At 34.6% G+C, this 19,479-nt stretch carries 19 protein-coding genes, 4 pseudogenes and 1 riboswitch; of the genes and pseudogenes, 14 read left to right on the top strand and 9 right to left on the bottom strand.

The features are described from left to right. Nucleotides 1-23: 23 nt before the first annotated feature. Both istB and istA read right to left on the bottom strand, forming a co-directional pair. Nucleotides 24-779 carry an IS21-like element helper ATPase IstB gene (istB, locus tag LPC09_RS14185; RefSeq protein WP_098794820.1) on the bottom strand — a complete coding sequence of 252 codons (756 nt, stop codon included), beginning with the start codon at nt 777-779 and terminating at the stop codon, nt 24-26. Beyond that, nucleotides 772-2,019: pseudogene (istA, locus tag LPC09_RS14180) on the bottom strand (IS21 family transposase); the annotation flags it as partial. The pseudogene istA and the gene istB, both read right to left, overlap by 8 nt. 124 nt (nt 2,020-2,143) lie before the next feature. Between istA and LPC09_RS14175 the strand changes: the two are divergent. The 4 genes from LPC09_RS14175 to LPC09_RS14160 all read left to right on the top strand — a co-directional run bounded on the left by LPC09_RS14175 (nt 2,144) and on the right by LPC09_RS14160 (nt 5,112). Then, a complete protein-coding gene (locus LPC09_RS14175) occupies nt 2,144-2,674 on the top strand; it encodes a DUF6431 domain-containing protein (protein ID WP_231307537.1) in 531 nt (176 codons plus the stop codon). A gap of 134 nt (nt 2,675-2,808) precedes the next feature. Beyond that, entirely contained in the window at nt 2,809-4,062 is a 1,254-nt protein-coding gene (locus tag LPC09_RS14170) for a DDE-type integrase/transposase/recombinase (RefSeq protein ID WP_231307536.1), read from the top strand. After that, on the top strand, nt 4,055-4,855 hold the full coding sequence (locus LPC09_RS14165; RefSeq protein WP_231307535.1) for an ExeA family protein: 801 nt from the start codon (nt 4,055-4,057) through the stop codon (nt 4,853-4,855). Before LPC09_RS14170 ends, LPC09_RS14165 begins: the two co-directional genes overlap by 8 nt. Then, nucleotides 4,852-5,112, top strand: coding sequence for a hypothetical protein (locus LPC09_RS14160; protein ID WP_231307533.1), 261 nt, complete (start codon nt 4,852-4,854; stop codon nt 5,110-5,112). Before LPC09_RS14165 ends, LPC09_RS14160 begins: the two co-directional genes overlap by 4 nt. A 288-nt stretch (nt 5,113-5,400) precedes the next feature. Here the strand turns inward: LPC09_RS14160 and LPC09_RS14155 are convergent. Next, a pseudogene (locus LPC09_RS14155) lies at nt 5,401-5,862 on the bottom strand (DDE-type integrase/transposase/recombinase); the annotation flags it as partial. A gap of 164 nt (nt 5,863-6,026) precedes the next feature. Here LPC09_RS14155 and LPC09_RS14150 point away from each other — a divergent pair. Then, the gene (locus LPC09_RS14150) at nt 6,027-6,548 is read left to right on the top strand and encodes a nitroreductase family protein (protein ID WP_231307604.1); all 522 of its coding nucleotides are present in this window, start codon (nt 6,027-6,029) and stop codon (nt 6,546-6,548) included. Nucleotides 6,549-6,750: 202 nt separating this feature from the next. On the opposite strand, the pseudogene LPC09_RS14145 reads toward LPC09_RS14150, so the two are convergent. Then, a pseudogene (locus LPC09_RS14145) lies at nt 6,751-7,190 on the bottom strand (cell wall hydrolase). Nucleotides 7,191-7,398: 208 nt separating this feature from the next. On the opposite strand from LPC09_RS14145, the gene LPC09_RS14140 reads away from it, so the two are divergent. The 3 genes from LPC09_RS14140 (at nt 7,399) to LPC09_RS14130 (ending at nt 9,278) form a co-directional block, all read left to right on the top strand. Next, the gene (locus LPC09_RS14140) at nt 7,399-7,668 is read left to right on the top strand and encodes a hypothetical protein (RefSeq protein WP_231307603.1); all 270 of its coding nucleotides are present in this window, start codon (nt 7,399-7,401) and stop codon (nt 7,666-7,668) included. Nucleotides 7,669-7,687: 19 nt separating this feature from the next. Further along, nucleotides 7,688-9,013, top strand: a complete 1,326-nt coding sequence (locus LPC09_RS14135) for a D-serine ammonia-lyase (RefSeq protein WP_231307602.1) — start codon at nt 7,688-7,690, stop codon at nt 9,011-9,013. 124 nt (nt 9,014-9,137) lie between these two features. Next, a complete protein-coding gene (locus LPC09_RS14130; RefSeq protein ID WP_231307601.1) occupies nt 9,138-9,278 on the top strand; it encodes a hypothetical protein in 141 nt (46 codons plus the stop codon). Between the two features lie 116 nt (nt 9,279-9,394). Here LPC09_RS14130 and adhP read toward each other — a convergent pair whose 3' ends face one another. Both adhP and LPC09_RS14120 read right to left on the bottom strand, forming a co-directional pair. Beyond that, a complete protein-coding gene (gene adhP / locus LPC09_RS14125) occupies nt 9,395-10,408 on the bottom strand; it encodes an alcohol dehydrogenase AdhP (protein WP_231309761.1) in 1,014 nt (337 codons plus the stop codon). A 368-nt stretch (nt 10,409-10,776) separates the two neighbouring features. Next, nucleotides 10,777-10,923, bottom strand: coding sequence for a BH0509 family protein (locus tag LPC09_RS14120; protein ID WP_141549749.1), 147 nt, complete (start codon nt 10,921-10,923; stop codon nt 10,777-10,779). A gap of 284 nt (nt 10,924-11,207) precedes the next feature. Here LPC09_RS14120 and LPC09_RS14115 point away from each other — a divergent pair, with 284 nt between their 5' ends. Both LPC09_RS14115 and LPC09_RS14110 read left to right on the top strand, forming a co-directional pair. Continuing rightward, complete coding sequence (locus LPC09_RS14115) at nt 11,208-11,390, top strand: hypothetical protein (protein ID WP_231307600.1); 183 nt, start codon at nt 11,208-11,210, stop codon at nt 11,388-11,390. Nucleotides 11,391-11,581: 191 nt separating this feature from the next. Then, nucleotides 11,582-11,725, top strand: coding sequence for a hypothetical protein (locus LPC09_RS14110; protein ID WP_231307599.1), 144 nt, complete (start codon nt 11,582-11,584; stop codon nt 11,723-11,725). Nucleotides 11,726-11,826: 101 nt separating this feature from the next. Here the strand turns inward: LPC09_RS14110 and LPC09_RS14105 are convergent, their stop codons facing one another. After that, nucleotides 11,827-12,003, bottom strand: coding sequence for a hypothetical protein (locus LPC09_RS14105; protein ID WP_231307598.1), 177 nt, complete (start codon nt 12,001-12,003; stop codon nt 11,827-11,829). Between the two features lie 249 nt (nt 12,004-12,252). Then, a riboswitch (SAM riboswitch) is annotated at nt 12,253-12,352 on the top strand. A gap of 213 nt (nt 12,353-12,565) precedes the next feature. Here LPC09_RS14105 and LPC09_RS14100 point away from each other — a divergent pair. Continuing rightward, a pseudogene (locus LPC09_RS14100) lies at nt 12,566-13,668 on the top strand (5-methyltetrahydropteroyltriglutamate--homocysteine S-methyltransferase). Nucleotides 13,669-13,799: 131 nt separating this feature from the next. Here LPC09_RS14100 and LPC09_RS14095 read toward each other — a convergent pair. Both LPC09_RS14095 and LPC09_RS14090 read right to left on the bottom strand, forming a co-directional pair. Beyond that, entirely contained in the window at nt 13,800-13,901 is a 102-nt protein-coding gene (locus LPC09_RS14095; protein ID WP_098799660.1) for a YjcZ family sporulation protein, read from the bottom strand. Between the two features lie 347 nt (nt 13,902-14,248). Beyond that, nucleotides 14,249-14,809, bottom strand: a complete 561-nt coding sequence (locus LPC09_RS14090) for a TetR/AcrR family transcriptional regulator (RefSeq protein WP_231307597.1) — start codon at nt 14,807-14,809, stop codon at nt 14,249-14,251. Nucleotides 14,810-15,014: 205 nt separating this feature from the next. Here LPC09_RS14090 and LPC09_RS14085 point away from each other — a divergent pair, with 205 nt between their 5' ends. The 3 genes from LPC09_RS14085 to LPC09_RS14075 all read left to right on the top strand — a co-directional run bounded on the left by LPC09_RS14085 (nt 15,015) and on the right by LPC09_RS14075 (nt 19,457). Further along, nucleotides 15,015-17,015, top strand: coding sequence for an efflux RND transporter permease subunit (locus LPC09_RS14085; RefSeq protein ID WP_231307596.1), 2,001 nt, complete (start codon nt 15,015-15,017; stop codon nt 17,013-17,015). Continuing rightward, the gene (locus tag LPC09_RS14080) at nt 17,015-18,805 is read left to right on the top strand and encodes a YhgE/Pip domain-containing protein (RefSeq protein ID WP_231307595.1); all 1,791 of its coding nucleotides are present in this window, start codon (nt 17,015-17,017) and stop codon (nt 18,803-18,805) included. The genes LPC09_RS14085 and LPC09_RS14080 overlap by 1 nt, the downstream gene beginning before the upstream one ends. A 184-nt stretch (nt 18,806-18,989) precedes the next feature. Beyond that, complete coding sequence (locus LPC09_RS14075) at nt 18,990-19,457, top strand: pentapeptide repeat-containing protein (RefSeq protein ID WP_231307594.1); 468 nt, start codon at nt 18,990-18,992, stop codon at nt 19,455-19,457. Nucleotides 19,458-19,479 lie beyond the last annotated feature (22 nt).

Here is a 19,479-nt window from a genome sequence, read left to right as displayed (position 1 = left end):
TGATCGTTTAAGAATGTACAAAATTAATCATCATCTTCTTTTGCTAAGTGATCTTTAATTCTGTAAGAAGGACCAACAATATTTACGACTGTTGCGTGGTGTAAAACACGATCTAATATTGCATTTGCTAATTTAGTATCCTGGAACACCGCATCCCATTCTTTAAAGCCTATATTTGTTGTTAAAATTGTACTTTTCTTTTCGTATCTTAAATCAATCAGCTGAAAAAATAGTTTGGCATCTTCTTTGTCAATTGGAAGGTAACCAATTTCATCAATAATTAATAATTTATACTTCCCATAGTGCTTTAATCGAGATTCTAATCGGTTTTCTAGCTTTGCCTTTTTTAAGTTCAAGATAAGTTCATTACATTTAATAAAATAGGTACTTGTTCGTTTTTTAGCTGCAGCGATTCCTATGGAAGTAGCTAAGTGGGTTTTACCGACACCACTCGTTCCCATGAAGATAATATTTTGTTTATCTTCGATAAACCGCAGAGAAATAAAATCAAGAATCTGTTGTTTATTTATTGCTGGTTGAAAATTAAAATTAAACTCATTTATCTCTTTGCGGTGGGGAAAAGCCCCCACCTTAACCATCGAATTAATCATTGTCTTCTCACGCACATCAATTTCATAGTTCGTTAACTTCATCAATGTATCAACGAAAGATAATTCATTCTTGGTACTAAAATCAATGGTATCGTGAAGATGATTTATCATCTGTTTTAAGTTTAAATATTCCAAATTACTTACTAATTGTTGATAACTACTATTCAATTTTATACACCTCATCCATAGTCAGTAGATTATTTTTAGCTAGCTCGTCAATATCAGGATAATCTGGCATCCCCCGTGACAACACGTCTAGATAATGTTCTTCCTTGTAATTTAATACCTTTTTACTGACTCGATGTTGTGCGATCAAATCCATGTTATAATAAACATGTATGTGGTCGTCATAGACTTGTAAACCTACGGTTTTCCCTTTGTATTCAGCTGGTACTGAATACTGGTTTGATTTGTATGTAATCATACTTGCAGGGTTTACTTTTACGAGCCTGTGTTTGATTTTATAAGAGTCTCTTATTTCTTTCCTTGGTAAGGGGAGTAAGTGACTCTTTTCTTGTTTTAAGGCAAGTATCGGAATTTTCCTATTACCTTGATTAAAACTTTGATTATGGCGTTCACAAAGCATTTGTACAAATTGATGAAGACCTTCAAAAGTGAACTTCCCCTGATACGCATGAATTTCATCTAAAAGCTTCATAATACTCTCTACTTTCCCTTTTGTCCTTGGTCTTCCTGCAATACAGGGTTTAATTTCAAATCCACTATCATTGGCAAATTGTTCAAAACGTTCATTAACCACTCCTCCTGAATATTCTGTTCTATGTTCATCCATTACTGTATTCATATTGTCTGTTAATATGGTCTTTGGAACCCCTCCGATTGCTTCAAAGCTCTCCATCAAAAATGACATCAATACACTTTGTGACTTTGACAGGGTCAAACCATAAGACTTGTATCTCGAATTTCCTAACAGAAAGACTCCTACATTGACCTTTAAAATTTCTCCCTCAGACGTTACGTATTTTATGTTCTCCTTCCAGTCGAATTGTGCTTGTTCCCCTGGAGGGGTTTCAAACCGAATAACTGATTGATTGGCTTGAGTCTTCTGGCCATCGGTAAAGTATGCTTGGAACTCAGGTTTGTTCGATATGTATCTTCGGAAAGAAGACTGGGAACAATCCAAACCGTGGTTGTCCTTTAGGTACTCCCAGAGAACCCTCTTGTAGTAAAAAGTTTGTATTGATTCTTTTGAGAGTAATTCAGAGATCACATCATATAACTCATCTATTCTAGACTTTCTATTACGAGTTTTATTTGATCCCATGCCCTTTAAATACCGATCCACTGTCCTCCTATCTACACCCATTTCACGCCCAACCTTACTTTTATTTATTTTCATATTTAAGCTCTCCATAAGAAATTTTAACTGTGGTAAATCTTCTAGTGTAAACGAGCACTATATCTCATCCAAAAACCATTCATTATTTTCAAATACTCACAGTTCACTATCTATACTTCTCCATGACAATGTGCTAAATTTTTTGCATATTATTAGGGGGGAGTTTTTTATTATGATCATTTCTTATGATTTTGGTTTAAGTTTAGTAGAATATGCCAAAAAGGGAATTAATAATGAGTTTCCATTATTTGATCAATGTCCAAACTGTAAATGTCATTCTTCGGGAAACTTACATAGAAATGGTTATTACTGGCGTTTTGGACTGACTGAGGAAGTGTCATTGAGAGTGCCTATTTGCAGGATGAAATGTTTACAATGCAAGGTTAGCTTTTCTATCCTTCCGGATTTCTTTATCCCTTACTTTCAACACACAATTGAAACCATTCTGCATAGGCTATATCGGATTCTAGAGGATAAGAAGGCTAATGGAAGTCGACAATTATTAAGGTTCCATCTTACGAGGTACTACAAGAGTATCAAATGGATTCATTCTTTTTTTGTCGCTTTGGGACAAGCAAGTGGATTTTCAAAAGATATAAAAAAAGAAGCCATAAAATATATGAAAAAGCTCCAAGATTTTGGCGAATCCACCTTCTTACGAAGGTCATGGGGGCATAGTTCATCCTACTTTATGGCACATTAATTCTACCATATTTTTAGAAAGATAAAAATATTATTCGTCCCACATACTTTTTTCATAGTCAGAAAAAATTGAAAAAAGTAGAATAATAATCATGGATGACCGGTCGTCCTTCTACTAAAAAGGAGGAAGATTCCATGAATGAAAAAGAACGTGAACAAGTGGCCTTATTTCGGTATGGTCTAATTGCCCCACTATTAAATGAACAGGTAGATGTCAAAGAGTACTTTGGAGAGTTGGCAGGAAAGGTTCACTCTATTCCTTATTATGGGGAGCGAACAGTGGCAGAGAAAACAATCAAGGAATGGCTGCTTCATTATCGCCGAAGTGGATTTGATGCATTAAAGCCGAAGAAACGGACTGATAAGGGGAATTCTAGGAGACTCACTGCAGAAGATCAGGATCAAATTCTTCATATAAGAAAAAAATTTCTCCATATGCCAGTGAGTGTTTTCTACGAACATCTCATTGACCTAGGAGAAATACAAAAAAACAAAATATCTTATTCAACTATAAATCGTTTATTAAAAAAACACAACCTTGTAGGTAAGAAAATAATCGCAATACCTGAAAGGAAAAGATTTGCCCATGATCGAATAAATCATCTATGGCAGGGGGATTTGTCTCATGGGCCTTACATTCCGATTGATGGTAAGAAGAGAAAGACGTTTTTAATTGCTTACATTGACGATTGTTCTCGGCTTGTTCCGTTCGGCCAGTTTTTCTCGTCAGAGAAGTTTGAAGGTGTAAGAGTTGTGACGAAGGAAGCACTCCTTCGGAGAGGAAAACCAACCGTGATCTATGCAGATAACGGCAAGATTTATCGTTCTGAGACGCTCCAATATGCATGTGCTCAGTTAGGTATAACACTGGCTCACACTCAACCATATGATCCACGTGCGAAAGGAAAAATCGAAAGACTTTTTAAAACCATTCAAACAAGGTTTTATCCTTTACTACAAGCAAAACCAGTTGATTCGTTGGAGGAGCTAAACGAGCGTTTTTGGAGGTGGCTTGAAGAAGACTATCATCGTCGTATTCACGCCTCTTTAGATGGGAAGACTCCACATGAAGTCTATCAATCTCAAGTAGAGAGTGTAACCTTCTTAGAGAATACGAAAATCCTAGATACAATCTTTTTGAAGAGAGAATATCGTAAAGTGAAGGCCGATAGTACGATTACGTTAAATAAACAACTCTATGAAGTACCTCCACGTTTTATAGGTCACTCGATTGATGTTCGATTTGATGAGACAGGTATTTTTGTGTTTGAAAACGACCAAAAGGTCGCTGAGGCTGTTCCTGTATCTATGACAGATAATGCACATTCAAAGAGAGTGCGTTCTCCATTTAACTTATCGGAAGATACGGAGGGAATAAACCATGTATAAGACATTCTATTCCTTGGCTCAAACTCCATTTTCAAAAGATTTGCGATCAACCGATGCTTTTCGGTCGAGCGATTATCAAGGGGCTCTTGGAGCACTTGATTACCTAAAGAAGTCAAGAGGAATGGGGCTTCTTATTGGAGATCCAGGCGCTGGAAAAACATTTACGTTACGATCATTTAAAGAATCATTGAATCCTTCCCTTTACCACGTTGTTTATTTTCCTCTTTCTACAGGAGGAGTAATGGATTTTTATCGTGGATTAGTCTATGGACTTGGAGAAGAACCAAAATTCCGTAAGGTTGATTTATTCCGACAAATACAAGAAGGGATCGAACGAATGGCAAACGAGCGAAAGGTTACTCCTGTTTTTATTCTAGATGAAATGCATATGGCAAAAGATGCATTTCTGCAGGATTTAGCCATTTTATTTAACTTTCAAATGGATTCAAGTAATCCTTTTATCTTGATATTAGCTGGATTACCGCATTTAAAGACACGATTATCTATTAACCATCACCGGCCACTCTCCCAGCGTTTAATTATGAAATATGAAATTCAGCCCTTGGATAAAGAAGAAGTTACAGAGTATATCGACCATCACATGAAACTAGCCGGTTCAAAAATACCAATTTTTACGGAAACCGCAATTGAAGCCATTGCCCTGCGTTCTCAAGGCTGGCCCCGTGTAATCAACAGACTGACAACCAATAGTTTACTATTTGGAGCACAATTAAAAAAAGAACAAATTGATGATGAAGTTGTGCGCTTAGCTATCGAAGATAGTGGGATATGAAAACAGAAGGTATTATTATATTCGATCGAGAAGAAAAAGAGTGGAAATTGTGGGTGGGTCACTGTGACTACTGGATACAACAAGGATATTCTTTTGAACTATTGATAAGAAATCAATATTTTCAAGCCTTTCTTGAGAAAGACTTAGATTGGTTTATTACGTTAGTGGATGAGGTCAAACTTGTGTTGCATATAAATGAAGTCTATAAAGTTAGAGTTGAACTAGAGAACTTTATAAAGGTTTCAGACCCGATTTAGGGTCTTCTTTTTTGTTTAAGAACTGAAGTTATTTGATCAAATTTTTTCAAACTCAGGATTAAAGTGAAAAAATAAGCACATTATTTCAGATAAACTCCCGAAGTAATTTGAAAACGGAGTGCTGAACTAATGTGCTCGTTTACACTTCTAGGCTTTTAATTTCTATTTCTGTCTGTAAATCTAGCTGTACATGCATTCTCTCCACCTCAAAGTAATTATGCATGCATATTGCAGAACTGTACATTCTTATATGATCATCTTTGTACATTATTAAATTAGCATTTATATTCTTTCTTTTATTTTCTCGAGAGTCTTGGAACAATGAGGACACTTCAGGATGGCCTCCTTAGAGTAACGGTTCTTTTCACTGAAAAGTTCTGTACACACCTTGCATTGATACTGACCTTTATCTCCATTGTTGGCATAAAGATAATCCGATGGAGCACCACACTTTGGACAGTTCATGGCTTTAGGTACGGAAACTTTTGCATTCTTACGCCTTTGAACAGGTTTGAGAGCTTTCCCGTTCATCTCTAGATATTCACTAAGAAGAACTCGATAATCAAGCTGTTCTAGAACTTCAATGACCGGAAGGTCATCCACTTGAAGTTTTCGATAAGGTTTATTTACGGGCTGTTCAGTAGGTTTATCGAACATGCTTTTACCAATCAATAAAGTAAGCAATGTTCGAATGAGTTGTTCTTGATAGTTTATAAAAGTTAATAAATAGGTTATAATTTGAGGGTACAAATTGTCACTTCCATTCTTGGTTGTTGGGTGTGTGGTAACCTCAATTATCCAAAGAATTTAGGGGGTGGCAATTTTTTTGCCTATAAAGCCCTCTATGGAGATATTTTATAACCTATTTCTTATAGAAGTTTTGACAATACGTTCTTTATTGTGGAGGGGAAAGAATGGAATTTAATCAGGTACTTAAAAAACGTAGAGAAATTACAAGTTTTTTAGAAGAAAAAATTCCAAAAGAAGTGATGGAGGAAATTCTTAATCAAGCATGTCTAGCCCCGACTGGTAACAACTTGCCTTCTAGAGAATTTGTTGTTGTAACAAATCGAGAGACATTAGATCTTCTTTACCATACAACACCATATATGAAGTGGTTGAAAGAAGCACAAGGTGCCGTTATTGTGACAGGGCGTCCTGAAATTAGCAAGTATTGGCTGCAGGATGCATCGATTGCATGTAGTTATATTTGGTTATCAGCAGTTAACGAAGGACTTGGTTGTGCTTTTGGAGCTGTTTTTAATATGGAGGATGAAGTGAAATCAGAACAAGGAGAAGAATATGTAAGAAAAACCCTTCACATTCCTTCTGATCGAAGGGTTATTGCGGTCTTAGGATTGGGGTATCAAAAAGAAGCCCCAAGTAAAAAGGATAGTACTCCAAAAAATGAACTTGTTCATTACGAATCATTTTAGTGTGAGGATATTATTATGGTCGAAAAAGTAGGGATTTGTATTGAATGTAGCAAGACAATATATTGTATTGACGGATTTTTAAATGGAAAGCTAAACGATCAATCAGAGCTATTTTGTTTTCAATGTTTTGATGATAGTAATATAAGTGATTCTAAAATAAGAGATTAATATCAAAAATCCCCACAATTGTGGGGATTTACCTTTACCAAACGTAAGCACCTTCGCAAGTATCAGGCTTTGGTTCATAATAGCAATGTTGTTTGTATTGTCCTGTGATAGGTTGATCGTACCATGTAGGTGGACATGCAGCATAAGGATTAAAGTACCAAAGTGCAAACTTTGAAGGATGTTCTCTCCAATAATCAAGATTTTGTTTAGCTAGTTTTTTTTCTATACCTCTTGCTCTTTGGTAAAAAACATTCCCTTTTTGAACAGCTTCAAAAGAATAATTTCCACCCTGAACCTGGTAAATAACATCTCGTACTGATCGTAAGTCTTTAAAATCTAAACAATTAGCCTTTAGTCGATTAACAATAACATTGCCAACCATTAGCATTCCTAGTTTGCTTCACCTTCTGCTTCTGCTCGCATCATCCTTGCCATTAAATCGATGTCACTATCGGTGTATTTTACTCTTGGCATTTTTATCACCTCTATAAGAATTGTATTAAAAAACGCCAACAAAAATGTAAGGTTTAGATAATTTTTATAAATATGGATTGTCCACTTCATAAAATTTTATTATGAATTCTTTTTTAGAGATTTTAAAAAGAACTTTCTTTAAAAAGCAGGAACTATCTAAGTTAAATATAATTTTATTACTTAAGAAGAAATGGGAAGGGGGCAGAATATGGAAACGGCAAAAAAAACAGGATCGAAAGCAAAGAAGCAAACGAACATAACACAAATTTTCCGCGCTTTATTTTTTATTATTCTTTGTTTATTCATTGTGAACATATATTATCTATCTACAAAGGACCAATTGGTACCACAAATCCTTAAAGCATACTCTGCACTTGTAAACTTTAGTCTATCCATCACAACACCTATTCTTATGTTAATTGGTTATTCAATCGTTATTTTTTATTTTGGTTATTTTGTAGGAATGAAAAAGAAGTAAAAAAAAGAGGGTAATTTTAATGAAATTAATTCATGGTAAAACATTAGAAGAATGGAAGAGGGACAATCCTAATCTACATACAATAATGGAAACAGAGGAAACATTTTGGCAAAATCCTAAATATAAAAATTTTGAAAAAGCTGAATCCAAACTTTCCATTACGCTGGATGATGTGAAGGAAGCGGAAGAAAGGCTAATAAGATTTGCACCATATCTTATTAAGGCTTTCCCAGAAACAAAAGAGACTAATGGAATGATTGATTCACGAACTATTCGTATTCCTAAAATGAAAAAGGCGATGGAAAATCACTATAAGATGCATGTAAATCAAGAAGTTTTTCTGAAAACTGACAACTTTTTACCTATTTCAGGTTCCATTAAAGCTAGAGGTGGAATTTATGAAGTATTAAAATTTGCTGAACGCATTGCTATAGACAAAGGAATGTTATCATATGATGATGATTACTCCATTTTAACTAACAAATCGTTTAGAGAATTATTTTCACACTATTCAATCGCTGTAGGTTCGACAGGTAATCTCGGACTTAGTATTGGAATCATAAGTGCTAAATTAGGGTTCAACGTATATGTGCACATGTCAGCTGATGCGAAAAAATGGAAAAAAGACTTATTAAAAGAAAAAGGTGTTACTGTTATTGAGTATAATTCCGACTATAGTAAAGCTGTTACTGAAGGAAGAAGGCAAGCTCAAGCAAATGAGAATATGCATTTTATAGATGATGAGAATTCGAAAGATCTGTTTTTAGGATACGCAGTGGCAGCGCTGCGATTACAAAAGCAATTAGAAGAGTTAGGGATAGTAGTAAATGAAGAAAATCCGCTATTCGTCTATTTACCATGTGGTGTGGGTGGAGGTCCAGGCGGAGTTGCCTTCGGATTAAAATTGATTTTTAAGGATTCAGTGCATTGCTTCTTTGCAGAGCCAACTCATTCTCCAGCAATGCTTTTAGGTTTATTAACTGGACTACATGAAAAAGTTTCTGTCCAAGACTTTGATATTGACAATGTCACAGAAGCTGACGGATTAGCTGTAGGCAGACCTTCAGGTTTTGTCGGAAAGCTACTAGAAGAACTTATCAGTGGAGTTTATACTGTTGAAGATGAACATCTTTTTCAATTGCTTACTATGTTAGTTGACACAGAAAATATAAATTTAGAACCTTCAGCTTTAGCTGGATTTCCAGGTGTAATACATATCATTAATCACCCCGAATTTCAGTATCCTCATGCAACCCATTTGGTGTGGGCAACAGGAGGAAGCATGTTACCGGAAGAGATGAAGAAGGAGAACTATGAAAAGGGGAAAAGTTACATGAAGAAATAAATAGTAAACATAAAGGCCTTTTGTAAACACAACTGAATTTACCTGTTTATATAATTGGTATAACTTATTTTTAAGTAGGAATATTAAGAATAATCGATTGCTAGGTAAATGCAGGAGGACAGCCATGAAAAATGAAAAAATGAAGCAAATTGAAAATAACTTTGTTGGAATTATTATTGCCTTCATATTAGCTTATATTATTGGATCATTTATTTTTGGCTATGAACTGTCAGATGGATTTATAGGTGGTTTTTTTCATAACTGATTTACCTGTTTGTACAGTAACATTTGATTTTATATATATTCCAAAAGCGTCCAGTTGCATCTTGTTTCAAGTCATCTGAACGCTTTTTGTGTTTCACTTACTTTAAGATTTTATGATTATTCAAGTGTTAATACAACACGTCCGTTAATTTGACCTTTTTCCATTCTTTCGAATACATCATTAATGTTATCAAGTGGCTCTGTTGATATATTTGTTTTAACTTTTCCTTCTGCAGCAAACTGTACGGCTTCCTGGAGGTCTTTTCTTGTTCCAACAATTGAACCTTTAACAGAAACACCGTTAAGAACAGTATCAAAAATTGGAATTGGAAGCTCATCATTTGGAAGACCAACAACAACTAGAGTTCCACCACGCTTAACAGATCCGTAAGCTTGTTCAAATGCTTTTTTCGTTACCGCAACACTAACAGCTGCTTGAACTCCGCCTACTTTATCTTTAATTTCTTGAATAGGATCACATTTTAAGCCATTAATTGTTAAATCTGCTCCTAATTCGGATGCTAAATCAAGCTTGTCATCTTGAATATCTACAGCAATAACGTTGAAACCCATTGCTTTTGCATATTGTAAAGCAACATGTCCAAGGCCACCGATACCATAAATCGCTACCCAGTCACCAGGCTTAGCTTCACTTACTTTTAATGCCTTGTATGTTGTAACCCCAGCACAAAAAATTGGAGAAATTTCAGCAAGATCAACACCAGCTGGTACTTTTACAACATAGTTTGCAGGTGCTTTGCAATATTCTGCATAACCACCATCAACTGAATAGCCGGCATTTAACTGATCATGACAAAGTGTTTCTCTCCCTGTTAAGCAGTATTCACATTCACCACAAGCAGAGTATAACCAAGGAATGCCAACGATATCTCCAATTTTAATGGAAGTAACACCTTCTGCCACCTTTACGACTTCTCCAACACCTTCATGTCCAGGTACTAATGGAAGCTTTGGTTTTACCGGCCAGTCACCGTGTGCAGCGTGAAGGTCAGTGTGACAAACTCCACACGCTTTAATTTTTACTAAAATTTCGCCATACTCAAGAGTTGGGACTGGAATTTCTTTTACCTCTAGTTTTTGTTTGAATTCGTTTACAACTGCAGCTTTCATTGTTGTAGGAATCACTTGATTTGTTACTTGTTTGTCAACACTTGTTTTCATATTAAAGCCCTCCCTTAGTTTTTCGATAAACATATATGCAAGAGGTGTGCCAAGTTTCTAAAACTTACACTTTTTATAAAATATATGAATTTATAAGGCTTGTTAGCTAGTTTTAAAATGATTTAGATTGAAAACAGGCCAAATTTTTGGCACAAAATAATCAAATTATTGGCGATGTTTCGTATTTTTGGTAATCGTAGAATTGAAGGTGAACACATTTGAGGTGGCTACTTATTTAAAGGAGGTTCATAAGGTAATTTAAAACAAAAAAGCTTTTGTACAAAGTACAAAAGCTTTTTCTCTATTAATATAGTAAATTACATATAGTCGTAAACAGAATCTTCAAAATAGAGCCAGTGATAGTATTCAATTTGCGGATCTGTCATTTCTGCGATTTCTTTTTCATTGAATTTTTTCTTCGCTAATAAATCCTTTACTTTAGATTGTCTAGCTAATTGGCTCATGGTAAATCCTCCTTAAATATGGGAAAAACGTTGTTGTGTTAATGTTGTAAACGTTTTCTGTGTTGTTCTTGTTTTTATTATATATCTCAAATTGATATTAAACAAATATCAATTTGAGATTATTATTTTAAAAACAATATAGAATTGTTATTTATTGATTATTTAAGGATAGGTTAACTAGTTAAATCAGGAGAAAATCTGTAGTTGATGGAAAAATTATGGTAAAATATAAATAATCTGAATATTTTATTTTCTGATATGGCGATTTCTAAAGGGGAGATTTTGTGATTTGGTTGATTTTTTTGATCCCATTAAGCATTGTGATAACATTCGCTATATACTTTGATAAAAAAACAGGAGCTGTTCCTCCAGATGTTAATAAAGGGAATCATAATGTAGAGTCCGAAGTGATGGGAAATCAATATAACCATCTAAATGGCGGAGGAGGAGGAGAAGGTGGGTTCTAGAGGGACAGTAAACTGTCCCAATTTTTTATTTTACGTCAAAAATATGACCATAAATGTATTTGTATTAGATAAACTAAAGATACGAAATTTACATTAAATTTACCGATTTGTAATAGGATTACTATCATTAATTAATATTCATTCGTTATCATATGTTAGAAAATGATCTTTAAAGTGAGAGGTAATTACTAATGTTTGTAAATGATAAAGTAATGTATAAGGGCTGTCTTTACACAGTATTGCATGATTATCAAAATGGACAACTTGAAATCATGAAAATCGATGAAAAGTATTTAGTTGAATTAGTGTATGAAAAAGAAATTATTAGACTTTAAAGCTACCTATCAGGTGGTTCTTTTTTTTATAAGAGTTTTAGTTTATGTAAGTTGGATTTTAGTAAATCCTTCTAAGAGGTTTGGTTAAATGAATTTTCACATCATTCAATCGTGTTGTTTTTTTCATTTTCCTGATGATATCGCTTAATTAGTTCGTCCAATTGAATAATACATTCCAACGTATACCGACTATCTAGACCAGTATTTTCCGCAATTTGAAATAAATCAGATTTAAGACCATTAATGCACATCATAAGTTTCTTGGTTTCCTTAGCCATCGTTCATATCCTCCGAAAATAAAATAGACACAAGGAATATTATGCAAAAATTTGTCTGTAATTGAAAGTGTTTCGACAGAAAAACAACTGAAGTGACAAAAACTTAACAAACAGAGGGACAGGTACACTGTCCCATTTTTTATTTGGGACAAGTAACCTGTCCCTCTGGTTGGAAAAATTCTCTATAAGTGTTGACAGCTTTGATTGTTTAATTGTATAGTAATAAAACAATTTAATATATTCAAAAATTTCTTATCAAGAGAGGTGGAGGGACTGGCCCTTTGAAGCCTCGGCAGCGGACTTTTATAGTACTGTGCCAATTCCAGAGCAATCATGCTTGAGATAAGAGGATCAGGTCATATTTATGAAAAACTAGCCCCCTCTTTCTTTTGGAAGAGGGGTTTTTGTTTTAAAAGTATACTAGGTCTGTAGTAAAAACTAAGTCTACATATTTTTATCCTGGTGAATGTTTTATTACCTATTGCTGACCTGATCATTTTCATCACTAGGGATTACATCTATAGCCTTTAATTTAAACCATCCAAAGTTAGGAGAGATTTACATGACAAAAACACTAGTAAAAGCGCCTTTTAGAGCCGATCACGTTGGAAGTCTATTACGTCCAGAAAGAATTCATCAAGCAAGAAAAGATTTCCAAGAGGGGAATTTAACGTCTGAACAACTACATAAAATTGAAACGGAAGAAATTAAAAAAATTGTTGATAAGCAAATCGAAGTTGGTTTGCAAGCTGTGACCGATGGTGAGTTTCGTCGTAGATTTTGGCACACAGATTTTCTAGAGCATTTAAACGGTGTAGAGGGATATGTTCCAGAAAGCGGGTTTGCATTCAAGGGTGAGGAAACAGAAAGATACGATGTTCGTGTTATCGGAAAAATTTCATTTAACCCTGAGCATCCTCATATAAAAGAATTTATCGAGTTTAAAGAAATTGTCGGGGATCGTGCGGTTGCTAAACAAACGATTCCTAGCCCGAACCAATTATTTAATGCAGGGATCCGTAACCTGGAAATTTATCCAGATATTGAAGAATATACGAATGATGTTATCCAAACATATAAGGATGCCATTAAAGCATTTTATGATGTTGGTTGCCGCTACTTACAACTAGACGATGTATATATTGCTGGACTTAATGCACCTGAAATTCCGTTTAATGATAGTGGTTTTTCGCGTGAACAATTAATTGACTTAGCTTTGCGTGTTGTAAATGGTGTTCTTGAAGATAAGCCAGAAGATTTAACGATTACTACTCACCTTTGCCGTGGTAACTACCGTTCTAAATGGGCATTTGAAGGTAGCTATGCTAAAATTGCACCAACATTGTTCGCAAAAGAAAAAGTGAATGGCTTTTTCTTAGAATATGATGATGATCGCTCTGGTGATTTCGGACCATTAGATTATATACCAAACGATGGTCCAAGAGTTGTTCTTGGTGTTTTCACATCAAAACATGGACAATTAGAAGATAAGGAAAATATTAAAGCTCGTTAGAAGAAGCAACAAAGTATGTGCCATTAGAGCAATTATGTATTAGTCCACAATGTGGATTTGCATCAACGCATCATGGAAATATCTTAACCGAAGAAGAGCAATGGGCGAAGTTAAAGTACATTGTAGATATTTCAAAAGAGATTTGGGGATAAGTTATTAAGCGAACAACAATAGATGGTTGTTCGCTTTTTTGTGGAGATAAGCAATGTGATGATCAGAACCCTTACTTTTCAAAAAGCAGACTACGCTGTAGTCTGCTTTAATTTTGAATTACTTTTTTAAATTAGTAACCACCGCCAACATAAGCAGCACCAACGATAATTAAAAGAATAAATAGTACTACGATTAGCGCAAAACCTGCACCAGAACCATATCCACCTGACATATTTTTCACCTCCTTTATCTGAGGTTAATTTATAGTATGAATACTTTTATGATTGGTTTGGACGTAGTCATTATTTTTTCGGATAAAATATCGAAAACCTCCGCTTGGGAGCCTAAAAGGAGGAGAAGTTCATTTTAAATTTCTTTAAAAAGATTTTTCATTATAAACGTAAAAAGACACTCTGTTTTGAGTGTCTTTTAGAGATCTTACATGGGTGCTTTAGGATTAATATATTTTATTCATAAAATGATAATTTGAACTGGACAATTGTGGATAAAGCTTTAATTTTATTAATAATAAATAGAAGAGACGGAAAAGGATTACTTCCTTATAAAGAGACAAAGAACCTATGTCCCGAAAAGACCATTTTTGATTAGATTATTAATCATTTCAGCCATTTCTTTTGGTGTTTTGTCCATTCCTCTGTTTAGCCATTCTTTGGTAACATAAATACTTCCACTTATGATAAATGTACTTACATATTCTGATGGATATCCATTAAATTGATGATTGGCTTTCCAGTTTTCTATAAAAAAATGATGTGCTACCTTCATTACCTTTTTTTGAAATGTTGTGTCCACTTTTTCATTAAGAAGTATTTTGCAAATTTCTTGCTTAGAAGCGAAGTATTCCAGCAATTTTTCAATCATCTTTAGGTCATCTTCTTCATAGCTGTATTGACTCAAATACCTTTTCATCTCTTCTATCAATTCTTCTTCCGTTTTATCAAGAAGGTCAAATTGATCGGAATAGTGAGCATAAAATGTAGAGCGATTAATATCTGCTAAGTCACAGATTTCTTTAACAGTAATGGAAGAAATCTGTTTTTCCTTTAATAATTGGATTAAACTTTCTTTTAGAACCATACGCGTATATTTTTTACGGCGATCTAATTTTGAAGTTGTCATTGCATTCTCCTTTTTTACTCGTTTTCCAACACAAATGATGAATATGTTGGAAAAATCACAGATGTAAAATAACTGTTTGTTGAATAGGCAACACCGTGTCCATATAATGATAGAGTGTATAGGAAAAAGTCGCAAGAGAGGGTGAAAAACGATAAACATTGCATCATGGATTATTAAACATAAAAAAACCGTTGCGATAACATTTATGATTGTTACAGTCATTTGCGCACTAGCTACTTTAAAAGTGTCAGTCAATTACGATATGAAGGATTACTTACCGGATGATGCTCAATCAACAATCGCAATGAACATAATGGAGCAGGAATTTGAGGGAAGTGTTCCGACGAATCGAGTCATGATACATGATGTGACTATTCAGGAAGCTTTAGATTTTAAAGAAGAGCTTGCAGCAATTGACGGTGTATCAGACGTTACCTGGTTAGATGATGCTGTTGACTTAAAATCTCCACTTGAAATGGCTGACGAAGAAACAGTAGAAACCTACTATAAAGAAAATAAAGCATTATTTTCATTTAGCATTCGTGAAGGTGATGAAGTAGCAATCACAGATGAGATTTATAAGCTCATCGGTGAAGATAATGCGATGGCGGGGGAATCACTTAATACAGCAACACAACAAAAAATGGCTGGAACCGAATCAATGTACGCAGGTGCATTACTAGTGCCGATAATCATCTTAATTTTAGTTTTATCCACCAATTCTTGGATAGAGCCATTATTTTTCTTAACAGCTATTGGTGTTTCTGTATTAATTAATATGGGATCAAACATTTTCTTTGGAGAAGTTTCCTTTGTTACTCAATCAGTCGCACCAATTTTACAGCTTGCAGTATCACTAGATTATGCAATTTTCCTCCTTCATAGTTTTGCAGACTATCGGAAAAAGGTCACAGATCCTCACGAAGCAATGGGGCTCGCGATGAAAAAATCATTTTCAGCGATTACGGCAAGTGCGTCAACCACATTTTTTGGTTTTATCGCGTTATCGTTTATGAATTTTGAAATTGGTTCGGATCTAGGAATTAATCTAGTAAAAGGAATTTTATTAAGCTTTATTAGTGTGATGGTTTTCCTTCCTGCACTAACACTATTGTTTTATAAATGGATTGATAAAACTCAGCACAAACCATTACTACCAAGCTTTAAAAACAAGGGAAATGCTGTGCTAAAACTAAGAATACCGAGTTTGATTTTAGTTTTACTAGTCATTGTTCCTGCGTTTCTAGCACAAAGTCAGACGAACTTTATTTATGGTATAGGAGACCAGCCAGAGACAACAAGAGCTGGAAGTGATTTTCAAGAAATAAAAGATCAGTTCGGAGAAAGCACGCCGATCGTCTTGCTTGTTCCTAAAGGGGATGTCACCAAAGAGGATGAGCTGGTACAAGAGTTAGAGAATATCGAGCATGTGTCTAGTGTGTTGGCTTATGTGAATACAGTTGGTGCTGCCATTCCACCAGAGTATTTGGACCAATCAATTACAGAGCCATTTTATTCTGAAAATTATAGCCGAATGATTCTGCAAACTAATACGAAGACCGAAGGAGAAGAGGCGTTTCAGTTAATTGAGAAAGTCCACAGTACAGCGGATCAATACTATGATAAAGTCTATTCTGTTGGAGAAAGTGTAACATTGTATGATATTAAAAAAACAGTTCAAAAAGATAACCAATTGGTAAATCTATTAACCATTATTACGGTTGCATTCGTTTTGTTTGTAACATTTAAATCACTGTCAATTCCTTTAATCCTACTTCTTACTATTCAAACAGCTGTTTGGATTAATCTATCTGTACCGTACTTTACTGATTCTTCATTAGTGTATGTTGGCTATTTGTTAATCAGCATTATCCAGCTTGCGGCAACAGTAGATTATGCCATTTTATTAACAGATGCCTATAAAGAGTATCGAAAAGAAATGACTGCGTTACAAGCAATTAAGAAAACGATTGATGAAAAAATGTTTGCCATTGGCATTTCTGCTTCGATTTTATCCAGTGTTGGGTTTATCCTTTGGATTACCTCGTCAAACCCAATTGTCACATCGATCGGTTTATTGTTAGGAAGAGGTGCATTACTTGCGTTTATTATGGTCGTGCTCTTTTTGCCGGCATGTATGTTGGTCTTCGATAAACTTATTACAAAAACAACATGGAAAGCTAATTTTTATAAGGAGGAGGACTGATGATGAGGGGAGTTAAGAAGTTTTTGGTTATTTTCGCCGCTATTGGTTTAGTTGTACCTTCACTTCCAGCTACCGCACAAGAAAGTGGAGAAATCTCCTCAAAGGATGAAGTAGTTTATGCAAAACTAAGCGCAATTGGTGAGGAACAAGAATTATATGTAGTGAACATTTTAGAAGTAGAAAAAGCGGGAAAGATTGTTGATTATGGTTCGTATTCTAGTTTGAAGAATTTAACGAATTTAGATGAAATGAATCAAGTCGACAATGCTGTTGAGCTTTCGGCTTCAGAAGGAAAATTTTATTATCAAGGTAATATGAATGAAGAACCATTACCTTGGAATATTTCCATTTCATATTTGTTAGACGGAAAAGAAATCTCCCCTGAACAGCTTGCCGGTAAAGATGGGCGTGTACAAGTGAAGATTGCTACATCTTATAATGATCAGGTAGATTCTGTCTTTTATAACAACTATTTATTACAAGTTTCTCTTGCTCTAAATACAGATCTCTTCTCAAACATCGAGGCTCCTGATGGAATGCTTGCTAATGCGGGGAAAAATAAGCAAGTAACATTTACTGTTATGCCTGAAAAAGAAGAAGAGTTAGTTGTGGAAGCTGATGTTGTTGATTTTGAACTAGAAGGCATAGACATCACAGGTATTCCGTCGTCTATGCCAATTGATGCACCGGATATAGATGATATGACAGGCGACTTATCTCAGTTAACGAAAGCTATCAATAAAATAAATAATGGCGTGGGCGACCTTCAAAATGGATTAGCACAAATAAACGATGGAGCAAAAAAGCTTGGAGAGGGTTCACTAAAATATAAAGACGGAATGACTTCAATAAGCTCTTCTTCCCCAGAAATAGTTAGTGCTTCAATATCTATTTCTCAAGCACTACAAACATTAAATGCATCTATAGCTAACGGTTCAGACGATATGAATTTGGACGATTTTGAACAGCTGACTGCAGGACTGTCGGAAATAGCAAAGGGTTTAAGAGACACATCTGATGGGTTAAATACCTTAAAAGAGAATTATGCAACAGCATACAGCACTTTAAACAAAGCAATGGAAGCCATTCCTGAATATGAAATTACAAAAGAACAAACAACACAGCTTTATAATAGTGGTGGGGACCAAGCAGTATTGAATCAATTGCTTGAAACATATTCAGCCGCACGATCTGCAAAGGGCACTTACGAAGCTGTAAAACAAGCCTTTGATGCAGTAAATGGAACACTTGATGAGGTTAGCGGATCGCTTACTTTGATGGCCGATAATCTAGATAAAATGTCAGGCGGGCTTTCTACTTCTTTGGAGGACATGGACTTTGCTGAGTCTTTTGCTCAATTGCAGAATGGGATAAGTCAGCTGTCTACTAATTATCAAGCATTTCATTCTGGGTTAGTGACATATACTGGTGGGGTGAACGAACTCTCTCATTCATATACGCAAATTCACAATGGAATTGTAGGGGTGTCTCAAGGAACAAATGAAATAGAAAATGGACTTAGCAGACTTCATGATGGTACGAATGAACTTTATGAATCTACAGCTGATTTACCAGAGCAAATGAAAAAAGAAGTCGATCAAATGATTGATGACTTTGATAAATCAGATTTTGAAGCTGTATCATTTGTTTCACCAGAAAATAAAAAAATAAACTCCGTTCAATTTGTTCTTAAAACCGAAAGCATAAAAAAAGAAGAAAAAGAAGAAGTGAAAACTGAAAAAGTTGAAGAAGAAAAAGGATTTTGGGCAAAATTAATGGACTTGTTTTAATAGCAAAGGTGTCATCCTCTAATTTAAAAAGGAGTGGCACCTTTTTAAATTTGTCTTATAAAATGAAACATTATTTAACTTAAGGTAATTAGTTATTTTCTTAAAAAGGAATTTTTTGTTAAATGGAGAATGTTCAAAAGGATTGTGGTTTTAATCCCTATAAAAATAAAGGAGTTGTTTTTTCATGTCATTAAATGTTCAAAAATTAGATTTACAAAAAGCTGATATTTCTGGGTCAAAGTGGCAAGAAGTGAATGCTGAAGAGCTAGAGATAGATAATGTAAGCTTAGCAAAATCAAAGGTTAATAATGCAAATATGTTACTAAATGATGTTAATTTAGAAAAAGTTGAAATATCTAATACTAATTTATCTTGGGCACAAATTAAACATGCTAATATTAGTCATGCCATTATAGAACACATTCACTTGTTTGGAACTGAGTTTCGTAATGCTGTTCTTCCAGGAGAAGGGGATCCATATTTTAATGAAAACGGAGAATACAAACGGATAAGCTTTCATCATTGTGATCTCGCAAAAGGGCAAATAAAAAACTGTAATTTATCTAATATGGAAATTATTGATTGTGACATTTCAGGGCTTAAGATTAATGGAATATTAATTGAGGATTTAATTATGAAACTAGAAAAGTAAGAGAAAGGTTGAACCTGAAAAA

Source organism: Metabacillus sp. B2-18, assembly GCF_021117275.1.
In the GTDB taxonomy this organism is placed as follows: Bacteria; Bacillota; Bacilli; order Bacillales; family Bacillaceae; genus Metabacillus.
Note: the sequence above shows the minus strand (reverse complement) of the source record. Positions and strands in the feature narration are given on the sequence as shown.

Bases quoted from the DNA above. Each gene is read 5' to 3' on its own strand.
- LPC09_RS14130 (WP_231307601.1), top strand. From the start codon at position 9,138: ATGAAAAATGAAAAAATGAAGCAAATTGAAAATAACTTTGTTGGAATT.
- LPC09_RS14135 (WP_231307602.1), top strand. From the start codon at position 7,688: ATGAAATTAATTCATGGTAAAACATTAGAAGAATGGAAGAGGGACAAT.
- adhP (WP_231309761.1), bottom strand. From the start codon at position 10,408: ATGAAAGCTGCAGTTGTAAACGAATTCAAACAAAAACTAGAGGTAAAA.
- LPC09_RS14160 (WP_231307533.1), top strand. From the start codon at position 4,852: ATGAAAACAGAAGGTATTATTATATTCGATCGAGAAGAAAAAGAGTGG.
- LPC09_RS14120 (WP_141549749.1), bottom strand. From the start codon at position 10,923: ATGAGCCAATTAGCTAGACAATCTAAAGTAAAGGATTTATTAGCGAAG.
- LPC09_RS14105 (WP_231307598.1), bottom strand. From the start codon at position 12,003: ATGGCTAAGGAAACCAAGAAACTTATGATGTGCATTAATGGTCTTAAA.
- LPC09_RS14085 (WP_231307596.1), top strand. From the start codon at position 15,015: ATGATTGTTACAGTCATTTGCGCACTAGCTACTTTAAAAGTGTCAGTC.
- LPC09_RS14075 (WP_231307594.1), top strand. From the start codon at position 18,990: ATGTCATTAAATGTTCAAAAATTAGATTTACAAAAAGCTGATATTTCT.
- LPC09_RS14150 (WP_231307604.1), top strand. From the start codon at position 6,027: ATGGAATTTAATCAGGTACTTAAAAAACGTAGAGAAATTACAAGTTTT.
- LPC09_RS14080 (WP_231307595.1), top strand. From the start codon at position 17,015: ATGATGAGGGGAGTTAAGAAGTTTTTGGTTATTTTCGCCGCTATTGGT.
- LPC09_RS14140 (WP_231307603.1), top strand. From the start codon at position 7,399: ATGGAAACGGCAAAAAAAACAGGATCGAAAGCAAAGAAGCAAACGAAC.
- LPC09_RS14165 (WP_231307535.1), top strand. From the start codon at position 4,055: ATGTATAAGACATTCTATTCCTTGGCTCAAACTCCATTTTCAAAAGAT.
- LPC09_RS14175 (WP_231307537.1), top strand. From the start codon at position 2,144: ATGATCATTTCTTATGATTTTGGTTTAAGTTTAGTAGAATATGCCAAA.
- LPC09_RS14170 (WP_231307536.1), top strand. From the start codon at position 2,809: ATGAATGAAAAAGAACGTGAACAAGTGGCCTTATTTCGGTATGGTCTA.
- LPC09_RS14090 (WP_231307597.1), bottom strand. From the start codon at position 14,809: ATGACAACTTCAAAATTAGATCGCCGTAAAAAATATACGCGTATGGTT.
- LPC09_RS14095 (WP_098799660.1), bottom strand. From the start codon at position 13,901: ATGTCAGGTGGATATGGTTCTGGTGCAGGTTTTGCGCTAATCGTAGTA.
- LPC09_RS14110 (WP_231307599.1), top strand. From the start codon at position 11,582: ATGTTTGTAAATGATAAAGTAATGTATAAGGGCTGTCTTTACACAGTA.